Below are 19,530 nucleotides of genomic sequence, written 5' to 3'. Positions count from 1 at the left end.
ACCTTCAGCCATCGCCAGCAGGCTGGCTCCCACAGGGATCTATTTCACTTATTCATCAGGAGAGGGCATGCGCGATTACAAGTGGCTGCACGAATACTGTCTGAACCGCTTTGGCTCGGCAGCTGAACTGGAAGCCCATCTGCCCGTTCCCAAGACCCCGGCGCAATTGCGCAAGATTAGCGACGACCGCTACCTCTCGACCATGGCGCTGCGTGTGTTCCGCGCCGGGCTCAAGCACAGCCTGGTGGACGCCAAGTGGCCGTCGTTCGAAGAAGTGTTCTTCAAGTTCGATCCGGAAAAGGTCGTGTTGATGAGCGCCGAACACCTTGAGCGCCTGATGCAGGACGCGCGGATCATCCGTCACTTGGGCAAGCTCAAAAGCGTGCCACGCAATGCGCAGTTCGTGCTGGACGTGGCGCATGAAAAGGGCAGCTTTGGCGAACTGATCGCCGACTGGCCGGTAACCGATATCGTCGGTCTGTGGACCTACCTGAAAAAGCGCGGCCATCAATTGGGTGGGTTGTCGGCGCCACGCTTCCTGCGCATGGTCGGCAAGGACACGTTCGTGCCGAGCTACGACGTGGTCGCGGGGTTGAATGCGCAGAAGATCGTCGACAAGGTGCCGACCAGCCAGCGGGACCTGGCGTTGGTGCAGGATGTGTTCAACCAGTGGCATGAACAGAGTGGCGGGCGGGCGATGAGCCAGATTTCGATGATGTTGGCCTACACCGTCAACCATTGAGACCGAGTCGCGGCAATCGCCAGCAGGCTGGCTCCCACATTGGATCTGTGGCGTACACAAGTCCCCTGTGGGAGCTAGCCTGCTAGCGATTGCAATCTGTCAGGCGGCGGAAATCTCGCCTTCACCCGCCAGTTTGCGATTCAACTGAAACCGCCACCGCACATACAACAGCGCCGAACAAAACACCGCCAGGCTCGCGCCCATCTCCAGCAAGCCAAACAGCTGCCGGTTCGGGTCATACGCGGCCAATGCGCCCTTGATGAAATACAGGTTCACCACAAAACACATCCACGAATGCCCGCGCGCGCTGCCGATGATCATCCCCGGCGCCAGCAACAGCAGCGGCACCAATTCGATCAGCAAAATCACCCACGGCCGGGCGCCGTGCAGGTCGGCAAACACCAGGTAATACGCGCACAGCAGCCCCACCAGGCCGAAAAAGCACAGCAGGCTGATCACCCGCATCGCCCGGACCCGCGGTTCGAGCCATTCGATGGAGGGCAGAATCTTCGGCTTCTTCGCCACGTCAGTTCCCCAGTTTTTGCGCAGTCTTCGCCAGACGCAGGCCCAGGGCCCGGCACAGCGCGACTTCATGTTCATTCAAACCGCTTTTGCCATCCGCCCCGGCGTGATGACTGGCGCCATACGGCGTGCCGCCGCCACGGGTTTCCAGCAGCGCCGATTCGCTGTAAGGCAGGCCGGTGATCAGCATGCCGTGGTGCAACAACGGCAACATCATCGACAGCAACGTGGTTTCCTGACCGCCGTGCAGGCTCGCGGTGGAGGTGAACACCCCGGCCGGTTTGCCCACGAGGGCGCCGGTCAGCCAAAGATTGCTGGTGCCGTCGAGGAAGTACTTGAGCGGCGCCGCCATGTTGCCGAACCGGGTCGGGCTGCCCATGGCCAGGCCCGCGCAGTTCTTTAAGTCATCGAGGCTGGCGTACAGCGCGCCTTCGTCGGGGATGTCCGGCGACACGGCTTCGCATTCAGTGGAGATCGGCGGGACCGTGCGCAGGCGCGCTTCCATCCCGGCCTGCTCGACACCACGGGCAATCTGCCGGGCCATTTCATTGGTCGAGCCGCTGCGGCTGTAATACAGAACCAGAATGTACGGCGCGCTCACGGCAGCAACTCCAATACTTTCTCCGGCGGACGGCCGATGATGGCTTTGTCGCCGACTTCGAGAATCAGTCGTTCCATGAGCTTCGGATGAGCGGCGATGGCGGCGATCAATTGCGCCTCGCCGAGGTTGCTGTCGGCCAGGTTGAGGGTTTTGTACTCGTCCTCGCCGGTGCGCAGCAGTTGCCGGGCGCTGATGCCAAGCTTGCCCAGCAGGCTCTGGATTTGCGCGGCGTCCAGCGGGGTTTCCAGGTAGCGGACCACGGTCGGCGTCAAGCCACGGGCTTCCAGCAGTTCGAGCGCACCGCGGGATTTCGAGCAGCGCGGATTGTGATAAAGCGTCAGATCGGTCATGTGCGGGTCGCATCTTGCGTAAGGTGGCGGCTATTCTAACTGTGCAGCGCGTAATCCAGAACCTCGGGAGGCGATGGGTCGCAGGCGCATTCAATTTTGAACAAGGATTACGACATGACAAGACGACTGGCAGCAGCATTGGCGATCATCGGGACGTTGATGCTGGGGGGCTGTGGCAACGACTATGGCATCGACCAGAACGGCCAGAAAGTCGCCGCCGAACGTCTGGACAAACAATGGGTGGTGCTCAATTACTGGGCCGAATGGTGTGGCCCGTGCCGGACCGAGATCCCGGAGTTGAATGGCTTGGCGGATCAGTTGAAAGAGAAGAAGATTGGTGTGTTCGGGGTCAATTTCGACAATGTGCAGGGGGAAGAGCTGAAAAGCGCCAGCGAGAAACTGGGGATCAAATTCACCGTGCTGGCGTCGGACCCGGCGGATCTTTTTGAGTTGCCGCGCAGTGAGGCGTTGCCGGTGACCTACATCATCGATAACAAGGGCAAGGTGCGCGAGCAATTGATGGGCGAGCAGACAGCGGCAGGGGTGATGGCCAAGCTTGAGGCGTTGCAGGCGCTTAACTGACTGCGCAGGGCTTTGTGGCTAGGGCGCTTCTATGGTGAGGGGCTTTGTGGTTCGGGGCTTTTGTGGCGAGGGGATTTATCCCCGTTGGGTTGCGCAGCGACCCCAAAAAAGGGACTGCTGCGCAGTCCAACGGGGATAAATCCCCTCACCACAAAAGCTCCCTCGCCACAGGTATTTACTTGGCCACAGGCCAGGGTGATCAACCCTCTTCAAGCCACCAACGCAACGGCTTGCCTTGCGCCGGCCAGAAGCGCATCTGCTCGATTGGCGATACATCCCAGCGCTGCACGTTTTCCAAAGCCTGCATGAAGCGTTTTTCCTGCTCCATCACGGCCGGTGCGCACATTTTGCGGGTGCTGCCGATTCTGCCGAAGCTCAGCTTGTCGCCTTCCAGCGTGTACGGCGCAAACCAGTGGTTGCAGCCGCCATTGCCGTAAGCCCGGCCGTCTTCACCGAGGGTGATGGTCAGGTGGCTGTAATCCATCAACGGACGTTCGCCGATCCATTCCAGGATGTAGCTGCGGTTTTGTTGCAATTTTACCGGCTCGGCGGCGCAGCCCAGCAGGCTGGCACCGACCAGGGCGGTCAGGGCGAGGCGTTTCATCACGCGGGCTCCTGGCATGTCGGGCACAGGTGCTTGTCGCCAACGGTGGACCAGCCCAACTCGGCAATCCGCGCGGTGGCGGCCGGTTTTTCAGCCTTGTTGCCCAGTTTGGCGTCGACTGCGAACTCGAAGCTCAACTCTTTGGCGCAGCTGTCGCAGTTGACTTTCCAGGTGTGGATCGCCAATTCGCCGAACACCGGACCACTGGCCACCGCGACCCATTGGCCGGGCGGGTTGATCAAGTGACGAACCGTTTCCACGGTCAGGCGCATGGACAAGTCCTTGGCGCCCTTGAGGGTCACGACCAGCACGTCGTTATTACGAATCGAGCCGCCGTTGCCGGTGACTTGATAACGCCCCGGCACAAGGGCGCGGCATTCGGTGAGGGTGTGTTGCGGGTTCATCAGGCTGTAGCGGAAATCGTGTTCGACCATGGGTCCTCCAAATATGCGCGGTATGCTATCACGGGCCTGCACGCAGCATGGCGCGGGCGGATGACCTTCGATCTGGTTCAAATTGCCTGCCGACTCATGGCACACTGCCGCTTTTGCATTTCTAAGGAACGGACATGGCGTTAATCGAATGTTATGAGTGCAAGCAAAGCATCAGCTCCACGGCGCCTGCTTGCATTCATTGCGGTGCACCGGCGGGAACGGTGCAAGCGGCCACTTCGACGGCAGCGCCTGGGCAGGCCCCCCTTTCTTTCGGGCGTTTGCCGGCCGACGAGAAAGTCGCCAGGGTGACCCCGGCCGCGTTCGGACGTAAACGCAAAACCGAAGCCCCAGCTGAAATGGCGGCGCCGATGCCCGTCCCCAACGGCGTGCGTCCGGTGGAGCTGTGGCTGAAATTGATGATTTTCTTTCTGCCGCCGTTTTTTGTCTGGTTCCTGCTGCGTCGCGGGCATTCCGTGGGGCAACGCTTGCTGGGGTTCGGCTGGCTGGGCTTGATGATCCTCTTGTCCAAGGCCTGACCGGCTCAGCCCTCGACCCGATTCTGCGGCGTGCCGGCAGCCCAGGCCGCGATGTTCTGCAGGGTCGTCGTGGCAATCGCGTCCAGGGCTTCGCGGGTCAGGAAGGCCTGGTGCGCGGTGATGATCACGTTGGGAAAGGTCAGCAGCCGCGCCAGCACATCGTCCTGCAACGGCAGGTCGGAGCGGTCTTCGAAAAACAGCTGCGCCTCTTCTTCATAGACATCCAGCCCCAGATAACCCAATTGACCGTCCTTCAACGCGTCGATCAGCGCCGGCGTGTCCACCAGACCTCCACGGCCGGTGTTGATCAACATTGCGCCAGGCTGCATGTGCGCCAGTGACTCGCGGTTGATCAAGTGTTTGCTCTGCTCGTTGAGCGGGCAGTGCAGGCTGATGATCTGTGATTCGGCGAGCAGCTCGGGCAAGCTCAGGTAACGAGCGCCGAGGGCTTCGACTTGCGGGTTAGGGTAGGGGTCGAAGGCCAGCAACCGGCAGCCGAACCCGTTCATGATTTTCGCGAAAGTCGCGCCGATCTGTCCGGTGCCGACCACGCCGACAGTCTTGCCCACCAGGTCGAAACCGGTCAGACCGTGCAGGCTGAAATCCCCTTCGCGGGTGCGGTTGTAGGCGCGGTGCAGGCGCCGGTTGAGCGCCAGGATCAAGGCCACCGCGTGCTCGGCCACCGCGTGCGGCGAGTAGGCCGGAACCCGCACAATCGAAAGTCCCAGCAGCTTCGCCACCGCCAGGTCGACATGGTTGTAGCCGGCCGAACGCAGGGCGATCAAGCGTGTGCCGCCCGCAGCCAGACGTTCCAGCACCGGGGCGCTCAAGTCATCATTGATGAAGGCGCAGACCACCTCGTGATACTCCGCCAACGCCACGGTATCGAGGCTCAGCCGCGCCGATTGAAAGTGCAACTCGATACCGGCGGGCAGCTCGGCGCCGAGGAAACTGTCGCGGTCGTAGGTCTGGCTGCTGAAAAGAATCGTGCGCATGCGGTCCTCCTGGATAACTGATTCACGCTTTTATGTAGCCGCTGGAGAAGCCCAGTGGCGAGGGGATTTATCCCCGTTCGGCTGCGCAGCAGTCGTAAACCCGGTATGCACGGTTTTCCTGAAACACCGTGGTTGAATGGTTTCACGACTGCTTCGCAGCCGAACGGGGATAAATCCCCTCGCCACAGGGCTTCGCCAGCTGCTACAGGACCGGTGAGCTTAGCGCCGAGGGTGGTCGGTGCCATTGCGCTGCATCAAGCGTTGATCCGGGCGTGGGCAGCCAGGCGATTGATCGCCCGGTCGAGTTCTTCCAGTGCGCCGGGGGCTTTCGGGTCCTGTTGCTTGAGCAGGGTTTCGCTGCGCTGGCAGGCGGCACGCAGTTGCGGGACGCCGCAATAACGGGTCGCGCCGTGCAAGCGGTGGACGCGTTCGATCAGGGCGTTGTGGTCATTGGTTTCCCGGGCCATACGAATCGCCTCGCGGTCGGCTTCCAGGGAGGCCAGCAACATCGCCAGCATGTCCGCGGCAAGATCGGCCTTGCCAGCGGCCAGGCGCAAGCCTTCGTCGTGGTCGAGCACCTGCAATTCATGGGCGCCGCCATGGCTGTCACTGGAACGCTCCGGCCCGTGATTGCGCAACGCCAGGCCGGTCCACTTCAACACCACCTGGGCCAGTTGCCGTTCGCTGATCGGTTTGGTCAGGTAGTCGTCCATGCCGCTTTGCAGCAGCGCGCGTTTTTCGTTGGCCATGGCGTGGGCGGTGAGGGCGACGATCGGCAGCGGCGTGCAATGCCGCTCGCTTTCCCACTGGCGAATCGCCTCGGTGCTTTGACGCCCGTCCATGCCGGGCATCTGCACGTCCATCAACACCAGGTCAAACGTTTCGCTTTGCACCGCTTTGACTGCCGCGTAGCCGCTTTCGACCGCGAGTACCTTGGCGCCCATGTCTTCGAGCAGGGTTTGCACCAGCAACAGATTGGCCGGGTTGTCGTCGACACACAGCACTTTCGGCGCACGGCTGGAAACCGGTTCGCCGGGTTCGCTGCGCTGCTGGCGCGGGTTGACCAGATCGGACAACGCCCGGCGCAACTTGCGGGTACAGGCCGGTTTGGCCTGCAACTGACTGTGCGGGTTGGGCACCGAGAGGTGGAACAGCGTCTGCTCGGTGGTCGGGCACAGCACCAACACTTTGCAGCCCAGGTGTTCGAGGTCCCAGATGTGTTGGTTGAGGCGCTCCGGCGGCATATCGTTGCTGGTGATGCCGAGCACCGCGAGATCGATTGCCTGATCGGTCTGATGCGCCCCGGTGACGCCATTGGCCAGGCTTTCCAGGGTGTTGAACGGCGTCACGACCAGACCGCAATCTTCCAGCTGATGCTGCAACGCCTGACGGGCCAGTTCATGGTTTTCCAGCACCGCCACACGGCGTCCGAGCAGCGGAGGACCGGGCAGGTCTTCAGCGTCGTCACGGGTCTTGGGCAGGCTCAGGCTGATCCAGAACTCCGAGCCTTCGCCCGGTGTACTGTCGACGCCGATCTCGCCGCCCATCTGTTCGATCAGGCGCTTGGAAATCACCAGCCCAAGGCCGGTGCCCCCAGGCTGGCGGGACAGCGAGTTGTCGGCCTGGCTGAACGCCTGGAACAACGCGCGCACGTCCTGGTTCGACAGCCCGATGCCGGTGTCCTGAATGCTGATGCGCAGTTGCACGCTGTCTTCGTGCTCTTCTTCGAGCATGGCCCGGGCGACGATGGTGCCTTCGCGGGTGAACTTGATCGCGTTGCTCACCAGGTTCGTGAGGATCTGCTTGAGTCGCAGCGGATCGCCGACCAGCGACAACGGCGTGTCACGATACACCAGGCTCACCAGCTCAAGCTGTTTGGCATGGGCCGCCGGGGCGAGGATGGTCAGGGTGTCTTGCAGCAGGTCGCGCAGGTTGAACGGAATATTGTCGAGCACCAGTTTGCCGGCCTCGATTTTCGAGAAGTCGAGAATCTCGTTGATGATCCCCAGCAGGCTGTCGGCAGACTTCTCTATGGTGCCCAGATAGTCGAGCTGGCGCGGGGTCAGCTCGCTTTTTTGCAAGAGGTGCGTGAAACCGAGAATGCCGTTGAGCGGCGTGCGGATTTCATGGCTCATGTTGGCCAGGAATTCGGATTTGATCCGGCTCGCTTCCAGGGCTTCTTTGCGCGCCAGGTCCAGCTCGATGTTCTGGATCTCGATGGTTTCCAGGTTCTGGCGCACGTCTTCGGTGGCCTGGTCGACGCTGTTCTGCAATTCTTCCTGAGCGTTTTGCAGGGTGCCGGCCATGCGGTTGATGCCGGACGCGAGTTCATCCAGTTCCTGACTGCCAAGGGGCGGCAGGCGGGTTTCCAGGTGACCGTCCTTGAGTTGCGCCACCGCCAGTTTGATCTGGCTGATCGGCCGATTGATGGTCCGGCCCATGCGCAAGGCGAGCAGTGCCGCACCGGCCAGGCCCGCGCCGATCAGCAGCAGGCTGGCGAACAGGCTGCGGTAACCGCGCAGCAGCATGCCGCTGTGGGACAGTTCGAGCTCGACCCAGCCCAGCAGACGCTCGGCTTCATCAGGTATCAAATCGCCCGCGAGGTTGCGGTGCTTGCCGAATACCGGCAGCAGATAACGCGTCGCATCGTTGCCACTGCGGCGCAGCATCTGCGAGCCACTGCCCATCGGCGCGGGGTTGAGCATGGTCGGGCCGGCGTGGGCCACGGGCGTGCGATCGGGGGCGAGGAAGGTCACGGCGCGTACGTCCGGCGTTTCCAGCGACTGGGTGGCGATGCGCTCCAGCAACTCATTGTCTTTGTGGCCCATGGCCGGGGCGACCAAGGGCGCGAGCTGTTCGGCGATCATCTCGCCGCGCTGCATCAATTGGGTTTGCAGGTCCGATTGCTGCGTCCAGGTGAAATAGCCGCCCAGGACCAGCGCCATCAGGGTGGTCGGCAACAGGGTCAGCAACAGCACGCGGCCTTTAATTCCCAGTTTCTTGAGCACGCATCTCTCCTGCATCCAGCTATTGATTGACCTGCACGTACATCCGGCACGCGCCATCGGGCCAGTGTAGCGATTTGCAGGCAGGCAATCTTCGTAAAATTGATGTCGTCATTCGTCGGCCGGATCGGCGCTTTTGCGCCATGGGCAAACCTTGGGTTGCCCATCGGCAGGCAATCTTGAATAATCGCCAACTGAGAATTATTTGCAGATACTCATGACTCCCATCTCTGTTGGCCACCCGCGCATCCTGTCCATTGAAGACGACCTCGTCCTCGGCGCCTACGTGCACGAGCATCTGGGTCGTTGCGGTTTTCAGGTGACCTGGTGCCAGAACGGACAGGAAGGCCTGGACATTGCCCGTCAGCGGCCCTTTGACGTGGTGTTGATGGATATTTTGCTGCCAGGCCTGAACGGGTTGAACGTGCTGACGCAATTGCGCCAGAGCCATTCGACCCCGGTGGTGCTGATGTCGGCGCTGGGCGCCGAGGCGGATCGCATCAGCGGTTTTCGCCTCGGGGCCGATGATTACCTGCCCAAACCCTTCAGCATGGCCGAGTTGCGGGTGCGCATCGAAGCGATCCTGCGCCGGGTGGCGCTCGACCGTCGACCAGAGCCGGCAGCGGTCGCGGCTTCGGTCGACAGCTTGCGTTTCGATGACGAACTCTGTGACGTTTCCTATGGTGAGCACGCCGCCGGCCTGACCCGCAGCGAGTATCGATTGCTGGACACCTTGAATCGCAATGGCGATGAAGTGTTGAGCAAAGCCTTCCTTTATCAGCACGTACTGCAACGCGGTTTCGCGGCCCATGACCGCAGCCTCGACATGCACATCAGTCAGATCCGCCGCAAACTCAAAGGCATCGGCTACACCGAGCGCGAAGTGCGCACGGTCTGGGGCAAGGGCTACGTGTTGAGTGCCGGCGATGAAATGGTCTGACCTGCCGGGCCGGCACTCGCTGTTCTGGAAACTGGCGTGTCTGTTGGTGGCGTTCTGTCTGCTGATGATCTGGCTGAGTTGGTCCTGGGGTCGCTACATGGAGCAGCGAAACCAGTTCCTGTCGGATGAAGCTCGAGGCACGCTGACGAGTTATGCCGCCGAAGTCGAACAGGCGTGGCGCCAGGACCAGCGTGCGGGTGTGGATCGCTGGCTGCACACCATGCGCCAGCGCGAAGCGGGCTGGGCCGGTGTGATTGGCGGCGATTTACAGTCATTGAGCAGCCAGGCGCTGACGAACAAGGAGATCGAGCGTCTGACCTTTCTGCGCGGCCTGGATTGGCCCATACACAAGAAACGCCAGCCGTGGCTGCGGGTGCCGTTTCCCGGCGATCCGACCGCTGGCAGTCTGGTCATCGAACTGCCCCAACGCTTCATGCCCGGCCAATACCGGGTGTTTTGGCGCGTGATCACCAACGGCGTGATCCCCGGCCTGTTCACCCTTTTATTGTGCGTCGGTCTTTATCGATTGCTGGTCGTGCCGCTGAACCATTTACGCGAACAGGCCAACGCCTGGCGCGCCGATCAGTTGAACGTGCGTCTGTCGAGACACACCACCAATCGAACAGATGAACTCGGTGAACTGGGCCGGGCGTTCGATCACATGGCCGAGCGACTGCAGAGCACCGTGGCCCTGCAACAGCAATTGCTGCGCGACTTGTCCCACGAACTGCGCACGCCGCTGAGCCGTCTGCGGGTCGCCAGCGAAAGCGAGCAAGGGCTGGCGCAATTGCGCGAGCGCATCGGACGAGAAGTCGATGGCATGCAGCGTTTGGTTGAAGACACGCTGCAACTGGCCTGGCTCGACACCGAGCGCGCGCCGTTGCCCGACGAAGCGATTCAGGTCCAGGCGCTGTGGGAAATGCTCACGGAAAACGCCTGCTATGAAAGCGCCTGGCCGGCGAGCCAGTTGCAGTGTGCGGTGGATTCATCGTGCTGGGTCCGGGGCAATCTCAACACCTTAGCCCAGGCGCTGGAAAACATTCTGCGCAATGCCATTCGTCATTCGCCGAGTGGCGGCATCGTGCGTTTCGGCGGGCAACGTGACGGCGACTTCTGGCATTTGTGGCTGGAGGATGAGGGTGGAGGAGTGGCTGAGGCGGATCTGGAGCGGATCTTCTGCCCGTTCATTCGACTCGACGGTTCACGGCCGGGGGATGGCGGGTTCGGGTTGGGATTGAGCATCGCGAGGAATGCGGTGAAGCGTCAGGGCGGGAGTCTTTGGGCGCAGAACACTGGGCGTGGGCTGCGGCTAAATATTCGGTTAGTGGCTGAGAGCGATGGCGTCAGTGATGACGCCATCGCGGGCAAGTCGAATCGTCGCACCGCCGCTCCCACAATGACCGCGTGTAAGCCACAAACTGTTTAACCAACATAGAACCCTGTGGGAGCGGGCTTGCCCGCGATTAGGCCAGTCGGGTCACCATCCCGAAAAAGTCGCACCACCGGTGCGACAATTCCCTAGCCGAGCAACCTGATCATCGTTGCTTATTCCCATAAGCCATAAGCACCGCACTTTGCGTGATATGGCCTGCGAACGTTTGCCGGTATGATAGGCGCCCCCGCAGTCTGGATTGCGAATACGCCATGACCTTGCAGTACCCAACCATCGCCGATTGCGTCGGCAACACTCCGCTGGTCCGTTTGCAGCGTCTGCCTGGCGCCACCAGCAATACCCTTTTGCTCAAGCTCGAAGGGAATAACCCGGCGGGTTCGGTCAAGGACCGACCGGCGCTGTCGATGATTACCCGCGCTGAATTGCGCGGGCAGATCCACGCCGGCGATACGCTGATCGAAGCGACCTCGGGTAACACCGGTATCGCGCTGGCCATGGCTGCCGCGATCAAGGGTTACAAGATGATCCTGATCATGCCGGACAACTCCAGCGCCGAACGTAAAGCCGCGATGACGGCCTATGGCGCCGAGCTGATCCTGGTGACCCAGGAAGAAGGCATGGAAGGCGCGCGCGACCTCGCCCAGCGAATGGAAGCCGAAGGCCGTGGCAAGGTGCTGGACCAGTTCGCCAACGGTGATAACCCCGAGGCGCACTACACCACCACCGGTCCGGAAATCTGGCGCCAGACCGAAGGCTCCATCACTCACTTCGTCAGTTCGATGGGCACCACCGGCACCATCATGGGCGTGTCGCGCTACTTGAAAGAGCAGAACGACAACGTGCAGATCATCGGCCTGCAACCGATGGAAGGTTCGGCGATTCCGGGCATCCGTCGCTGGCCGCAGGAATACCTGCCGAAGATCTACCAGGCCGATCGCGTGGACCGGATTGTCGACATGGCGCAAAGCGAAGCCGAAGACGTGACCCGTCGTCTGGCTCGCGAAGAAGGCATCTTCTGCGGTGTGTCCTCGGGCGGTGCCGTGGCTGCGATGCTGCGCCTGTCCCGGGAAGTTGAAAACGCGGTGATCGTCGCGATCATCTGCGACCGTGGCGACCGTTACTTGTCGACCGGCATTTTCGACGCGCCCAACTGATGGCCAAGCAAGAGAGAGGCCTGCGCTTCCAACCCACCGGTGGCAGCAAGGCCCCGCAAATTCCGACCGGCAAAAAGCAGCGCTTGAACATTGAGCGCCTGGCCAATGACGGTCGCGGTATCGCGTTTTTCGAAGGTCGCACCTGGTTCGTCATCGGCGCATTGGCCGGTGAAGAAATCGAGGCGCGCGTGTTGGGCGCTCACGGCAAAGTGGTCGAGGCGCGCACCGAACGGGTGTTCCAGGCCAGCGAATTGCGTCGCCCGGCACCGTGTCCGCATGCCGGTCGCTGCGGCGGTTGCAGCGTGCAGCATCTGCCGCACACCGAACAACTCGCCCTCAAACAGCGCATGCTCGCCGAGCAACTGTCCAAGGTCGCCGGTGTCGAACCCCAAGAGTGGGCGGCGCCGCTGAGCGGTCCGGAATTCGGTTACCGCCGTCGCGCCCGAGTGGCGGTGCGTTGGGACATGAAAGCGAAGAAACTCGAAGTCGGATTCCGAGCGGCAGGCAGTCAGGACATCGTGGCCATCAACGAATGCACGGTGCTGGTCCAGCCGTTGCAGCCGATCATGACCCGCTTGCCGGAAATGCTTCGACGCTTGAGCAAACCTCAGGCGCTGGGGCATGTGGAATTGTTCGCCGGATCGTCGCTGGCCGTGTTGCTGCGGCACATGGCGCCGTTGTCCGAAGCCGACCTGACAATCCTCAAGGATTTCTGCGCATTCCATGACGCTCAGTTGTGGCTGCATGGAGACGGCGACCCGCAACCGGTCGAGGCCGATCAGTCGCTGGGTTATCGCCTCGAACAGTGGGACTTGAACCTGGCGTACCGGCCGGGGGATTTCATCCAGGTCAACGCCGGGGTCAACGAAGCGATGATTGCCCAGGCGCTGGACTGGTTGAAGCCGACCTCGGATGAGCGGGTTCTCGATCTATTCTGTGGGTTGGGTAACTTTGCCTTGCCCTTGGCCAAAGCCGTTCGCGAAGTGGTGGCGGTGGAAGGCGTGCAGGCGATGGTCGAGCGGGCCGCCGACAATGCGGCTAGCAATAATCTGCATAACGCAAAGTTTTTTCAGGCCGATTTATCCCAGCCTTTGTCCGATGCCGAATGGGCGCGCGAAGGCTTTTGTGCGGTACTCTTGGACCCACCGCGAGACGGTGCTTTCGAGGTCGTGCGCAAGCTGGCGTCCCTGGGCGCCAAACGATTGGTGTACGTATCGTGCAACCCGGCAACGCTGGCGCGCGATACGGCCGAATTGATCAAGCAGGGCTACCGGTTAAAACGTGCCGGGATTCTCGATATGTTTCCTCAGACGGCACATGTCGAGGCCATGGCGTTATTTGAAGCGAGCTAGGACGGCTCGTCTGGTCCGACTGGCCGCCCGTGCTGCTCTCGCATAGCCCTGTGAGGGCAATCGGGCAATGAAGGTCAGCGAATTGACGCATTGAATCTGCGTCGTAGGGAAGGTAAGCAAGATGGTACAGGTGAGAGCACACCAGCCGATCAACACCGACGGCAGTATCAATCTCGAGGCTTGGCTCGATCATGCGGTCAGTGTCGATCTGGCACTGGATCGCGAAGCCTTGAAGGAAGCGTGCGAGTTCGCTCGCGCATCTGAACAACAAGCCAATGCGGCGAAGAATCTATGGTCCGAAGGGACCTCGAGTTTCCGCACGGGCCTTGAGATCGCCGAGATTCTCGCCGACCTCAAACTGGATCAGGATTCGTTGGTCGCGGCGGTCCTGTACCGCGGCGTGCGCGAAGGCCAGATCGAACTGCCGGCGGTCAGCCAGCGCTTTGGTCCGGTGGTCGCCAAACTCATCGACGGCGTGTTGCGCATGGCGGCGATCAGCGCCAGCCTGAGCCCCCGTCAATCGTTGGTGCTGGGCACTCAGGGGCAGGTCGAGAACCTGCGCAAAATGCTCGTGGCCATGGTCGACGACGTTCGCGTCGCGCTGATCAAACTGGCCGAACGCACCTGCGCGATCCGTGCGGTGAAAACCGCCGACGACGAGAAGCGCAACCGCGTTGCCCGTGAAGTCTTCGACATCTACGCGCCGCTGGCTCACCGTCTCGGTATCGGTCATATCAAGTGGGAACTGGAGGACTTGTCCTTCCGTTACCTCGAGCCCGATCAGTACAAGCAGATCGCCAAGTTGCTCCACGAGCGACGGCTGGATCGCGAGCGCTTCATCGCCGATGTGATGAACCAGCTGAAAGTCGAATTGCAGGCCACCGGCGTCGACGCCGACATCAGCGGTCGGGCCAAACACATCTATTCGATCTGGCGCAAAATGCAGCGCAAGGGTCTGGAGTTCAGCCAGATCTACGACGTGCGCGCCGTGCGTGTGCTGGTGCCGGAAATGCGCGACTGCTACACCGCGCTCGGCATCGTCCACACCTTGTGGCGGCACATCCCGAAAGAGTTCGACGACTACATCGCCAACCCGAAAGAGAACGGCTACCGCTCGCTGCACACCGCGGTGATCGGCCCCGAGGGCAAGGTGCTGGAAGTGCAGATCCGCACCCACGCCATGCACGAAGAAGCCGAGTTGGGCGTTTGCGCGCACTGGAAGTACAAGGGCACCGACGTCAAATCCGGCTCCAACCACTACGAAGAGAAAATCTCCTGGCTGCGTCAGGTCCTCGAGTGGCATGAAGAGCTGGGCGATATCGGCGGTCTGGCCGAACAACTGCGGGTCGATATCGAGCCGGATCGGGTCTACATCTTCACCCCGGACGGTCACGCCATCGACTTGCCGAAAGGCGCGACACCGCTGGACTTCGCCTACCGCGTGCACACCGAGATCGGCCACAACTGCCGTGGCGCGAAGATCAACGGGCGCATCGTACCGCTCAACTACAGCCTGCAAACCGGTGAGCAAGTCGAGATCATCACCAGCAAGCACGGTACTCCGAGCCGTGACTGGCTGAACCCGAACCTGGGTTACATCACCACCTCGCGGGCGCGGGCGAAGATTGTTCACTGGTTCAAGTTGCAGGCGCGCGATCAGAACGTCGCGGCCGGTAAAACGTTGCTCGAACGTGAGTTGAGTCGCCTCGGTCTGCCGGCGGTGGACTTCGACAAGCTGGCCGACAAGGCCAACATGAAGACCGCCGAGGACATGTACGCCGCGTTGGGCGCCGGTGATTTGCGCCTGGCGCAACTGGTGAACCTGGCGCAGCAACTGGTCGAGCCGGAACGCGGCAACGAGCAGCTGGAATTGATTCCGCGCAAAGCCACTGGCTACAAACCGGGCAAGCGTGGCGACATTCAGATCCAGGGCGTCGGCAATCTCATGACGCAAATGGCCGGTTGCTGTCAGCCGTTGCCGGGCGATGCCATCGTCGGCTACATCACCCAGGGCCGCGGCGTGAGCATTCACCGTCAGGACTGCGCCTCGGTGCTGCAACTGGGCGGGCGCGAGCCGGAGCGGATCATCCAGGTCAGCTGGGGCCCGGTGCCGGTGCTCACCTATCCGGTGGACATCATCATCCGCGCCTACGACCGCTCCGGTCTGCTGCGTGACGTCTCGCAAGTGCTGCTCAACGAGCGGATCAACGTGCTGGCGGTCAACACCCGCTCGAACAAAGAGGACAACACCGCGTTGATGTCCCTGACCATCGAGATTCCGGGGCTGGATGCACTGGGGCGGTTGCTGGGGCGGATTTCCCAGTTGCCGAACATCATCGAAACCCGGCGTAACCGGACGCCTTGAAGATGCCCACGTGTGGGAGCTGGCCTGCCAGCGATACAGGCACCTCGGTCTTTCATTAGGGTCGAGGTGATGCCATCGCTGGCAGGCCAGCTCCCACAGGTTTTTGTGATGAGACATGAATGATGTACAGCCTTGAAGACTTGCTGCACCTGATGAGCCGTCTGCGCGACCCGCAGTTCGGCTGTCCGTGGGATATCAAGCAAACCTACGCCACCATCGTCCCGCACACCCTCGAGGAAGCCTACGAAGTCGCTGACGCCATCGAGCGCGGTGACTTCGATCACTTGCAGGGTGAGCTGGGCGATTTGCTGTTCCAGGTGGTTTATTACAGCCAGCTGGCCCGGGAAGAAGGGCGCTTCGAATTTGCCGGCGTGATCGACAGCATCACCCGCAAGCTGATCCGTCGTCATCCTCACGTGTTTCCCACCGGTGATCTGTACGCGCCGCTGGATGTTCCGCGTCTGAGTGAAGAACAGGTCAAGCAACGCTGGGAAGAAATCAAGGCGCAAGAGCGCGCCGAGAAATCAGCCGCACCCGAACAGTTGTCATTGCTTGATGACGTGCCCGCAGCGCTGCCGGCGTTGTCTCGTTCAGCGAAGTTGCAGAAGCGCGCAGGGCAGGTCGGTTTCGACTGGCCGGAAGCCTTGCCGGTGCTGGACAAGGTTCGTGAAGAACTCGATGAAGTACTCGAAGCCATGGCCGACAACGACTCGGCAGCGATTGCCGATGAAGTCGGTGACCTGCTGTTTTCCGTGGTCAATCTGGCGCGTCATTTGAAAGTCGATCCGGAAACCGCATTGCGTGGCGCCAACAGCAAGTTCGAAAGACGCTTTCGTTTTATCGAACAGGCATTGCGCGACACCCACCGTCCCATGGAAGATTGCACCCTCGAAGAGTTGGACGCCTTGTGGGGCGAAGCCAAACGTCAGGAAAAGAATTTGCCCAGCTGCGGTTGAGCAGTGGCCTAAGTGAGAAATAAGCACCATGAGCATTTCCCTTCGCGACCAGTTGCTCAAAGCAGGGCTGGTCAACCAAAAGCAGGCCAAACAGGTCGGCAAAGAGAAGCAGAAGCAGCAACGCCTGGCCCATAAAGGCCAGATTGAACTCGATGACTCGCAGCAACGTGCAGCTCAGGAAGCCATGGCCGAGAAGGTCAAGCGCGATCAGGAGCTGAACCGCCAGCAGCAGGAGAAAGTCGAGGCCAAGGCACGTGCGGCGCAAATCAAGCAATTGATCGAAGTCTCGCGCCTGCCGAAGCTGACCACCGAGGACTACTACAACTTCGTTGACGACAAGAAGGTCAAGCGTATCTCCGTCAACACGCTGATGCGTAACCAGTTGAGCAATGGCTTCCTGGCGATCGTGCATCATGCCGGCGGTTACGAAGTGATCCCCCGTGAGGCGGCCCTGAAGATCCAGGAACGCGATCCACAACGCATCGTGCAGATGAACGTCAAGAAGGAAGAAGTCGCTGCCGAGGACGATCCGTACGCGGCCTATCAGATCCCTGACGATCTGATGTGGTAAGGCTTTAACGGCTGCAACAACGACAAACCCCGCTCATGGCGGGGTTTGTCGTTTTCAATGCTGTAGTTGCTTATGCGGATCGGAGCGCTCGTTGCTGCTCCTGTTTTTCCAGTTCGGCCTTGTAGCTGTGGGCGTCGGTTTCGGAATGAAACATCCCCACCAGCATGTCTTGTTGATGTACATCCCAGATCCGGATACCGGCGGCGATGCCTTCATGGGATTTATGTGAATCGTCGCGTTCAGTTACTTTTACAGTCATCTGCTAGCTCCAATCTCTGTTATCTGCAGCAAGGCGTGTGCAGGACTCTGTTATATGTTTGGTTAGCCTGCTAAGTAAACGACTGAGTTCGGTAACGAATTTTTGCGAAATCGACAAAAGTCCTGCAGCCCGCCAAACACGCGGCATTCGGTCGCAGGGCGTTGAGTTTCATGACAAAAGCTTCATGTTCGCGACCAGGAAAATGCAGGTTTAACGCCGACCCTGTGGGAGCTAGCCTGCTGGCGATGACGGTGTTTCAGCCGATACATTTATTGCCTGGAAGTCCGCTATCGCGAGCAGGCTCACTCCCACAGGAATCGCGGCGTTCCACATTTTTTCAGGCACAAAAAAACGCCCCGAACCAGTCGGGGCGTTTTTGTGTGCTGCGAGACGGCGGGGTATTACTTGCCGGCCCAGCGCTTCAGTACCAGCGTGGCGTTGGTGCCACCGAAGCCGAAGCTGTTGCTCATCACGGTGTTGATGGTGGCGTCTTCGCGAGTCTTGGTCAGGATCGGCATGTCGGCCACTTCCGGGTCCAGTTCGTCGATGTTGGCGGAGCCCGCCATGAAGTTGCCTTCCATCATCAGCATGCAGTAGATCGCTTCGTGAACGCCGGCGGCGCCCAGGGAGTGACCCGACAGGCTCTTGGTGGAGCTGATGGCCGGGGCTTTGTCGCCGAACACTTCACGCACACCTTTCATTTCCGCGACGTCGCCGACCGGAGTCGAAGTGCCGTGGGTGTTCAGGTAGTCGATCGGAGTATCAACGGTGGACATGGCCATCTGCATGCAGCGGATAGCGCCTTCGCCGCTTGGAGCGACCATGTCGTAGCCGTCGGAGGTCGCGCCGTAGCCAACGATTTCCGCGTAAATCTTCGCGCCGCGGGCCAGAGCATGTTCCAGCTCTTCGACCACGACCATGCCGCCACCGCCGGCGATGACGAAACCGTCACGCTTGGCGTCGTAGGCACGGGAAGCTTTTTCCGGGGTTTCGTTGTACTGGCTGGACAGTGCGCCCATGGCGTCGAACAGGAACGACTGGCTCCAATGCTCTTCTTCACCACCGCCGGCGAACACGACGTCCTGCTTGCCCATCTGGATCTGTTCCATGGCGTTACCGATGCAGTGAGCACTGGTGGCGCAGGCAGACGCGATGGAGTAGTTCAGGCCCTTGATCTTGAACGGCGTGGCCAGGCAAGCGGAAACGGTGCTGCTCATGGTCCGCGTTACACGGTATGGGCCAACGCGCTTCACGCCTTTCTCGCGCAGGATGTCCAGCGCTTCCATCTGGTTCAGCGTGGAGGCGCCACCGGAACCGGCGATCAGGCCGGTACGCGGGTTGGAGACTTGCTCATCGGTCAGGCCGGAGTCTGCGATGGCATCTTTCATGGCCAGGTAGGCGTACGCCGCCGCGTGGCCGACGAAGCGATAGATCTTGCGATCGATCAGCTCTTCGAGGGGAAGGTCAATGGAGCCGGAAACCTGGCTACGCAGACCCATTTCGGCATATTCCGGGTTGAACCGGATGCCAGGGCGGCTTGCACGCAGGTTAGCGGAGACGGTCTCTTTGTCATTGCCCAGGCACGATACGATGCCCAGACCAGTGATAACGACGCGGCGCATGCGGATAACCCTTAGAAGTTGTCAGTGGAGGTAAAAACGCCGACCCGAAGGCCTTCGGCGGTGTAGATCTCGCGGCCGTCGACACTGACCGAACCATCGGCGATGGCCAGGTTCAGCTTGCCCTTGAGCACGCGCTTGATCTGAATGTTATAGGTGACTTTCTTGGCGGTCGGCAGGACCTGGCCAAAGAATTTCACTTCGCCCGAACCCAGCGCACGGCCGCGGCCCGGCAGGCCTTGCCAGCCGAGGAAGAAGCCGACCAGTTGCCACATGGCGTCGAGGCCCAGGCAGCCTGGCATCACCGGATCACCTTCGAAGTGGCAGGCGAAAAACCACAGGTCCGGAGTGATATCCAGCTCGGCGACCAATTCACCTTTGCCGTACTTGCCACCCTCGGCACTGATATGGGTGATGCGATCCACCATCAGCATGTTCGGGGCGGGCAGTTGTGCGTTACCTGGGCCGAACAGCTCACCGCGACTGCAGCGCAGCAGGTCTTCCCGAGTAAAGGCGTTTTGTTGGGTCATGCGAGCTCCTCAATAGTCCC

General features: G+C 60.9%; 20 protein-coding genes. 10 read left to right on the top strand and 10 right to left on the bottom strand.

Translation table 11 applies throughout. From position 1 onward, the window contains the following. Positions 1 to 67 precede the first annotated feature (67 nt). Positions 68 to 742, top strand: a complete 675-nt coding sequence (locus tag ACA053_RS21315; protein ID WP_109633955.1) for a DNA-3-methyladenine glycosylase I — start codon at positions 68 to 70, stop codon at positions 740 to 742. Positions 743 to 841: 99 nt separating this feature from the next. Here ACA053_RS21315 and ACA053_RS21310 read toward each other — a convergent pair whose 3' ends face one another. From ACA053_RS21310 to arsC, 3 genes are read right to left on the bottom strand one after another with little or no spacing between them, the layout of a single operon-like run. After that, complete coding sequence (locus ACA053_RS21310; RefSeq protein WP_438661066.1) at positions 842 to 1,267, bottom strand: DUF2069 domain-containing protein; 426 nt, start codon at positions 1,265 to 1,267, stop codon at positions 842 to 844. 1 nt (position 1,268) lies between these two features. After that, a complete protein-coding gene (gene wrbA, locus ACA053_RS21305; RefSeq protein WP_109633953.1) occupies positions 1,269 to 1,865 on the bottom strand; it encodes an NAD(P)H:quinone oxidoreductase in 597 nt (198 codons plus the stop codon). Beyond that, positions 1,862 to 2,215 carry an arsenate reductase (glutaredoxin) gene (gene arsC, locus ACA053_RS21300; protein ID WP_497393610.1) on the bottom strand — a complete coding sequence of 118 codons (354 nt, stop codon included), beginning with the start codon at positions 2,213 to 2,215 and terminating at the stop codon, positions 1,862 to 1,864. Before arsC ends, wrbA begins: the two co-directional genes overlap by 4 nt. A gap of 114 nt (positions 2,216 to 2,329) precedes the next feature. Here arsC and ACA053_RS21295 point away from each other — a divergent pair, with 114 nt between their 5' ends. Then, complete coding sequence (locus tag ACA053_RS21295) at positions 2,330 to 2,797, top strand: TlpA disulfide reductase family protein (protein WP_497393609.1); 468 nt, start codon at positions 2,330 to 2,332, stop codon at positions 2,795 to 2,797. A gap of 199 nt (positions 2,798 to 2,996) precedes the next feature. On the opposite strand, the gene ACA053_RS21290 is transcribed toward ACA053_RS21295, so the two are convergent. After that, positions 2,997 to 3,401 carry an META domain-containing protein gene (locus ACA053_RS21290; protein WP_109633948.1) on the bottom strand — a complete coding sequence of 135 codons (405 nt, stop codon included), beginning with the start codon at positions 3,399 to 3,401 and terminating at the stop codon, positions 2,997 to 2,999. Next, entirely contained in the window at positions 3,401 to 3,835 is a 435-nt protein-coding gene (locus tag ACA053_RS21285) for a hypothetical protein (protein WP_497313032.1), read from the bottom strand. The genes ACA053_RS21290 and ACA053_RS21285 overlap by 1 nt, the downstream gene beginning before the upstream one ends. Before the next feature lie 134 nt (positions 3,836 to 3,969). Here ACA053_RS21285 and ACA053_RS21280 point away from each other — a divergent pair, with 134 nt between their 5' ends. Continuing rightward, a complete protein-coding gene (locus ACA053_RS21280; protein ID WP_497393608.1) occupies positions 3,970 to 4,371 on the top strand; it encodes a hypothetical protein in 402 nt (133 codons plus the stop codon). Positions 4,372 to 4,376: 5 nt separating this feature from the next. Here ACA053_RS21280 and ACA053_RS21275 read toward each other — a convergent pair whose 3' ends face one another. Both ACA053_RS21275 and ACA053_RS21270 read right to left on the bottom strand, forming a co-directional pair. Continuing rightward, complete coding sequence (locus tag ACA053_RS21275) at positions 4,377 to 5,366, bottom strand: 2-hydroxyacid dehydrogenase (RefSeq protein WP_109633944.1); 990 nt, start codon at positions 5,364 to 5,366, stop codon at positions 4,377 to 4,379. A 254-nt stretch (positions 5,367 to 5,620) separates the two neighbouring features. Next, positions 5,621 to 8,374: a response regulator gene (locus ACA053_RS21270; protein ID WP_497313030.1), complete on the bottom strand. Its 2,754-nt coding sequence runs from the start codon at positions 8,372 to 8,374 to the stop codon at positions 5,621 to 5,623. Between the two features lie 214 nt (positions 8,375 to 8,588). Between ACA053_RS21270 and ACA053_RS21265 the strand changes: the two genes are divergently transcribed. The 7 genes from ACA053_RS21265 (at position 8,589) to ACA053_RS21235 (ending at position 17,102) form a co-directional block, all read left to right on the top strand. Continuing rightward, complete coding sequence (locus ACA053_RS21265) at positions 8,589 to 9,311, top strand: response regulator transcription factor (protein WP_497313028.1); 723 nt, start codon at positions 8,589 to 8,591, stop codon at positions 9,309 to 9,311. Then, positions 9,298 to 10,737 (top strand): sensor histidine kinase, encoded by a 1,440-nt coding sequence (locus ACA053_RS21260; protein ID WP_497393607.1) that lies wholly within the window; start codon positions 9,298 to 9,300, stop codon positions 10,735 to 10,737. The genes ACA053_RS21265 and ACA053_RS21260 overlap by 14 nt, the downstream gene beginning before the upstream one ends. A gap of 218 nt (positions 10,738 to 10,955) precedes the next feature. Continuing rightward, the gene (gene cysM / locus ACA053_RS21255; protein ID WP_109633936.1) at positions 10,956 to 11,858 is read left to right on the top strand and encodes a cysteine synthase CysM; all 903 of its coding nucleotides are present in this window, start codon (positions 10,956 to 10,958) and stop codon (positions 11,856 to 11,858) included. Then, the gene (gene rlmD / locus ACA053_RS21250) at positions 11,858 to 13,210 is read left to right on the top strand and encodes a 23S rRNA (uracil(1939)-C(5))-methyltransferase RlmD (RefSeq protein WP_109633934.1); all 1,353 of its coding nucleotides are present in this window, start codon (positions 11,858 to 11,860) and stop codon (positions 13,208 to 13,210) included. Before cysM ends, rlmD begins: the two co-directional genes overlap by 1 nt. Before the next feature lie 121 nt (positions 13,211 to 13,331). After that, positions 13,332 to 15,575 (top strand): GTP diphosphokinase, encoded by a 2,244-nt coding sequence (gene relA, locus ACA053_RS21245; RefSeq protein ID WP_109633933.1) that lies wholly within the window; start codon positions 13,332 to 13,334, stop codon positions 15,573 to 15,575. 122 nt (positions 15,576 to 15,697) lie between these two features. Beyond that, on the top strand, positions 15,698 to 16,531 hold the full coding sequence (gene mazG, locus ACA053_RS21240; RefSeq protein WP_497396220.1) for a nucleoside triphosphate pyrophosphohydrolase: 834 nt from the start codon (positions 15,698 to 15,700) through the stop codon (positions 16,529 to 16,531). A gap of 28 nt (positions 16,532 to 16,559) precedes the next feature. Continuing rightward, positions 16,560 to 17,102 carry a DUF2058 domain-containing protein gene (locus ACA053_RS21235; RefSeq protein WP_109633931.1) on the top strand — a complete coding sequence of 181 codons (543 nt, stop codon included), beginning with the start codon at positions 16,560 to 16,562 and terminating at the stop codon, positions 17,100 to 17,102. A 70-nt stretch (positions 17,103 to 17,172) separates the two neighbouring features. Here ACA053_RS21235 and ACA053_RS21230 read toward each other — a convergent pair whose 3' ends face one another. The 3 genes from ACA053_RS21230 to fabA form a co-directional block, all read right to left on the bottom strand. Next, positions 17,173 to 17,361 carry a hypothetical protein gene (locus ACA053_RS21230; protein ID WP_010457086.1) on the bottom strand — a complete coding sequence of 63 codons (189 nt, stop codon included), beginning with the start codon at positions 17,359 to 17,361 and terminating at the stop codon, positions 17,173 to 17,175. A gap of 401 nt (positions 17,362 to 17,762) precedes the next feature. Further along, the gene (fabB, locus tag ACA053_RS21225; protein ID WP_109633929.1) at positions 17,763 to 18,983 is read right to left on the bottom strand and encodes a beta-ketoacyl-ACP synthase I; all 1,221 of its coding nucleotides are present in this window, start codon (positions 18,981 to 18,983) and stop codon (positions 17,763 to 17,765) included. Between the two features lie 11 nt (positions 18,984 to 18,994). After that, complete coding sequence (gene fabA / locus ACA053_RS21220) at positions 18,995 to 19,510, bottom strand: 3-hydroxyacyl-[acyl-carrier-protein] dehydratase FabA (protein ID WP_008148022.1); 516 nt, start codon at positions 19,508 to 19,510, stop codon at positions 18,995 to 18,997. Positions 19,511 to 19,530 lie beyond the last annotated feature (20 nt).

The sequence above is a fragment of the Pseudomonas sp. LBUM1672 genome (assembly GCF_059695655.1).
Note: the sequence above shows the minus strand (reverse complement) of the source record. Positions and strands in the feature narration are given on the sequence as shown.

Excerpts from the sequence above, each read along its gene's own strand:
- ACA053_RS21315 (WP_109633955.1), top strand. The coding sequence starts at position 68 with ATGCGCGATTACAAGTGGCTGCACGAATACTGTCTGAACCGCTTTGGC.
- arsC (WP_497393610.1), bottom strand. The coding sequence starts at position 2,215 with ATGACCGATCTGACGCTTTATCACAATCCGCGCTGCTCGAAATCCCGC.
- ACA053_RS21295 (WP_497393609.1), top strand. The coding sequence starts at position 2,330 with ATGACAAGACGACTGGCAGCAGCATTGGCGATCATCGGGACGTTGATG.
- ACA053_RS21290 (WP_109633948.1), bottom strand. The coding sequence starts at position 3,401 with ATGAAACGCCTCGCCCTGACCGCCCTGGTCGGTGCCAGCCTGCTGGGC.
- ACA053_RS21285 (WP_497313032.1), bottom strand. The coding sequence starts at position 3,835 with ATGGTCGAACACGATTTCCGCTACAGCCTGATGAACCCGCAACACACC.
- ACA053_RS21280 (WP_497393608.1), top strand. The coding sequence starts at position 3,970 with ATGGCGTTAATCGAATGTTATGAGTGCAAGCAAAGCATCAGCTCCACG.
- ACA053_RS21275 (WP_109633944.1), bottom strand. The coding sequence starts at position 5,366 with ATGCGCACGATTCTTTTCAGCAGCCAGACCTACGACCGCGACAGTTTC.
- ACA053_RS21265 (WP_497313028.1), top strand. The coding sequence starts at position 8,589 with ATGACTCCCATCTCTGTTGGCCACCCGCGCATCCTGTCCATTGAAGAC.
- ACA053_RS21260 (WP_497393607.1), top strand. The coding sequence starts at position 9,298 with ATGAAATGGTCTGACCTGCCGGGCCGGCACTCGCTGTTCTGGAAACTG.
- cysM (WP_109633936.1), top strand. The coding sequence starts at position 10,956 with ATGACCTTGCAGTACCCAACCATCGCCGATTGCGTCGGCAACACTCCG.
- rlmD (WP_109633934.1), top strand. The coding sequence starts at position 11,858 with ATGGCCAAGCAAGAGAGAGGCCTGCGCTTCCAACCCACCGGTGGCAGC.
- relA (WP_109633933.1), top strand. The coding sequence starts at position 13,332 with ATGGTACAGGTGAGAGCACACCAGCCGATCAACACCGACGGCAGTATC.
- mazG (WP_497396220.1), top strand. The coding sequence starts at position 15,698 with ATGTACAGCCTTGAAGACTTGCTGCACCTGATGAGCCGTCTGCGCGAC.
- ACA053_RS21235 (WP_109633931.1), top strand. The coding sequence starts at position 16,560 with ATGAGCATTTCCCTTCGCGACCAGTTGCTCAAAGCAGGGCTGGTCAAC.
- ACA053_RS21230 (WP_010457086.1), bottom strand. The coding sequence starts at position 17,361 with ATGACTGTAAAAGTAACTGAACGCGACGATTCACATAAATCCCATGAA.
- fabB (WP_109633929.1), bottom strand. The coding sequence starts at position 18,983 with ATGCGCCGCGTCGTTATCACTGGTCTGGGCATCGTATCGTGCCTGGGC.
- fabA (WP_008148022.1), bottom strand. The coding sequence starts at position 19,510 with ATGACCCAACAAAACGCCTTTACTCGGGAAGACCTGCTGCGCTGCAGT.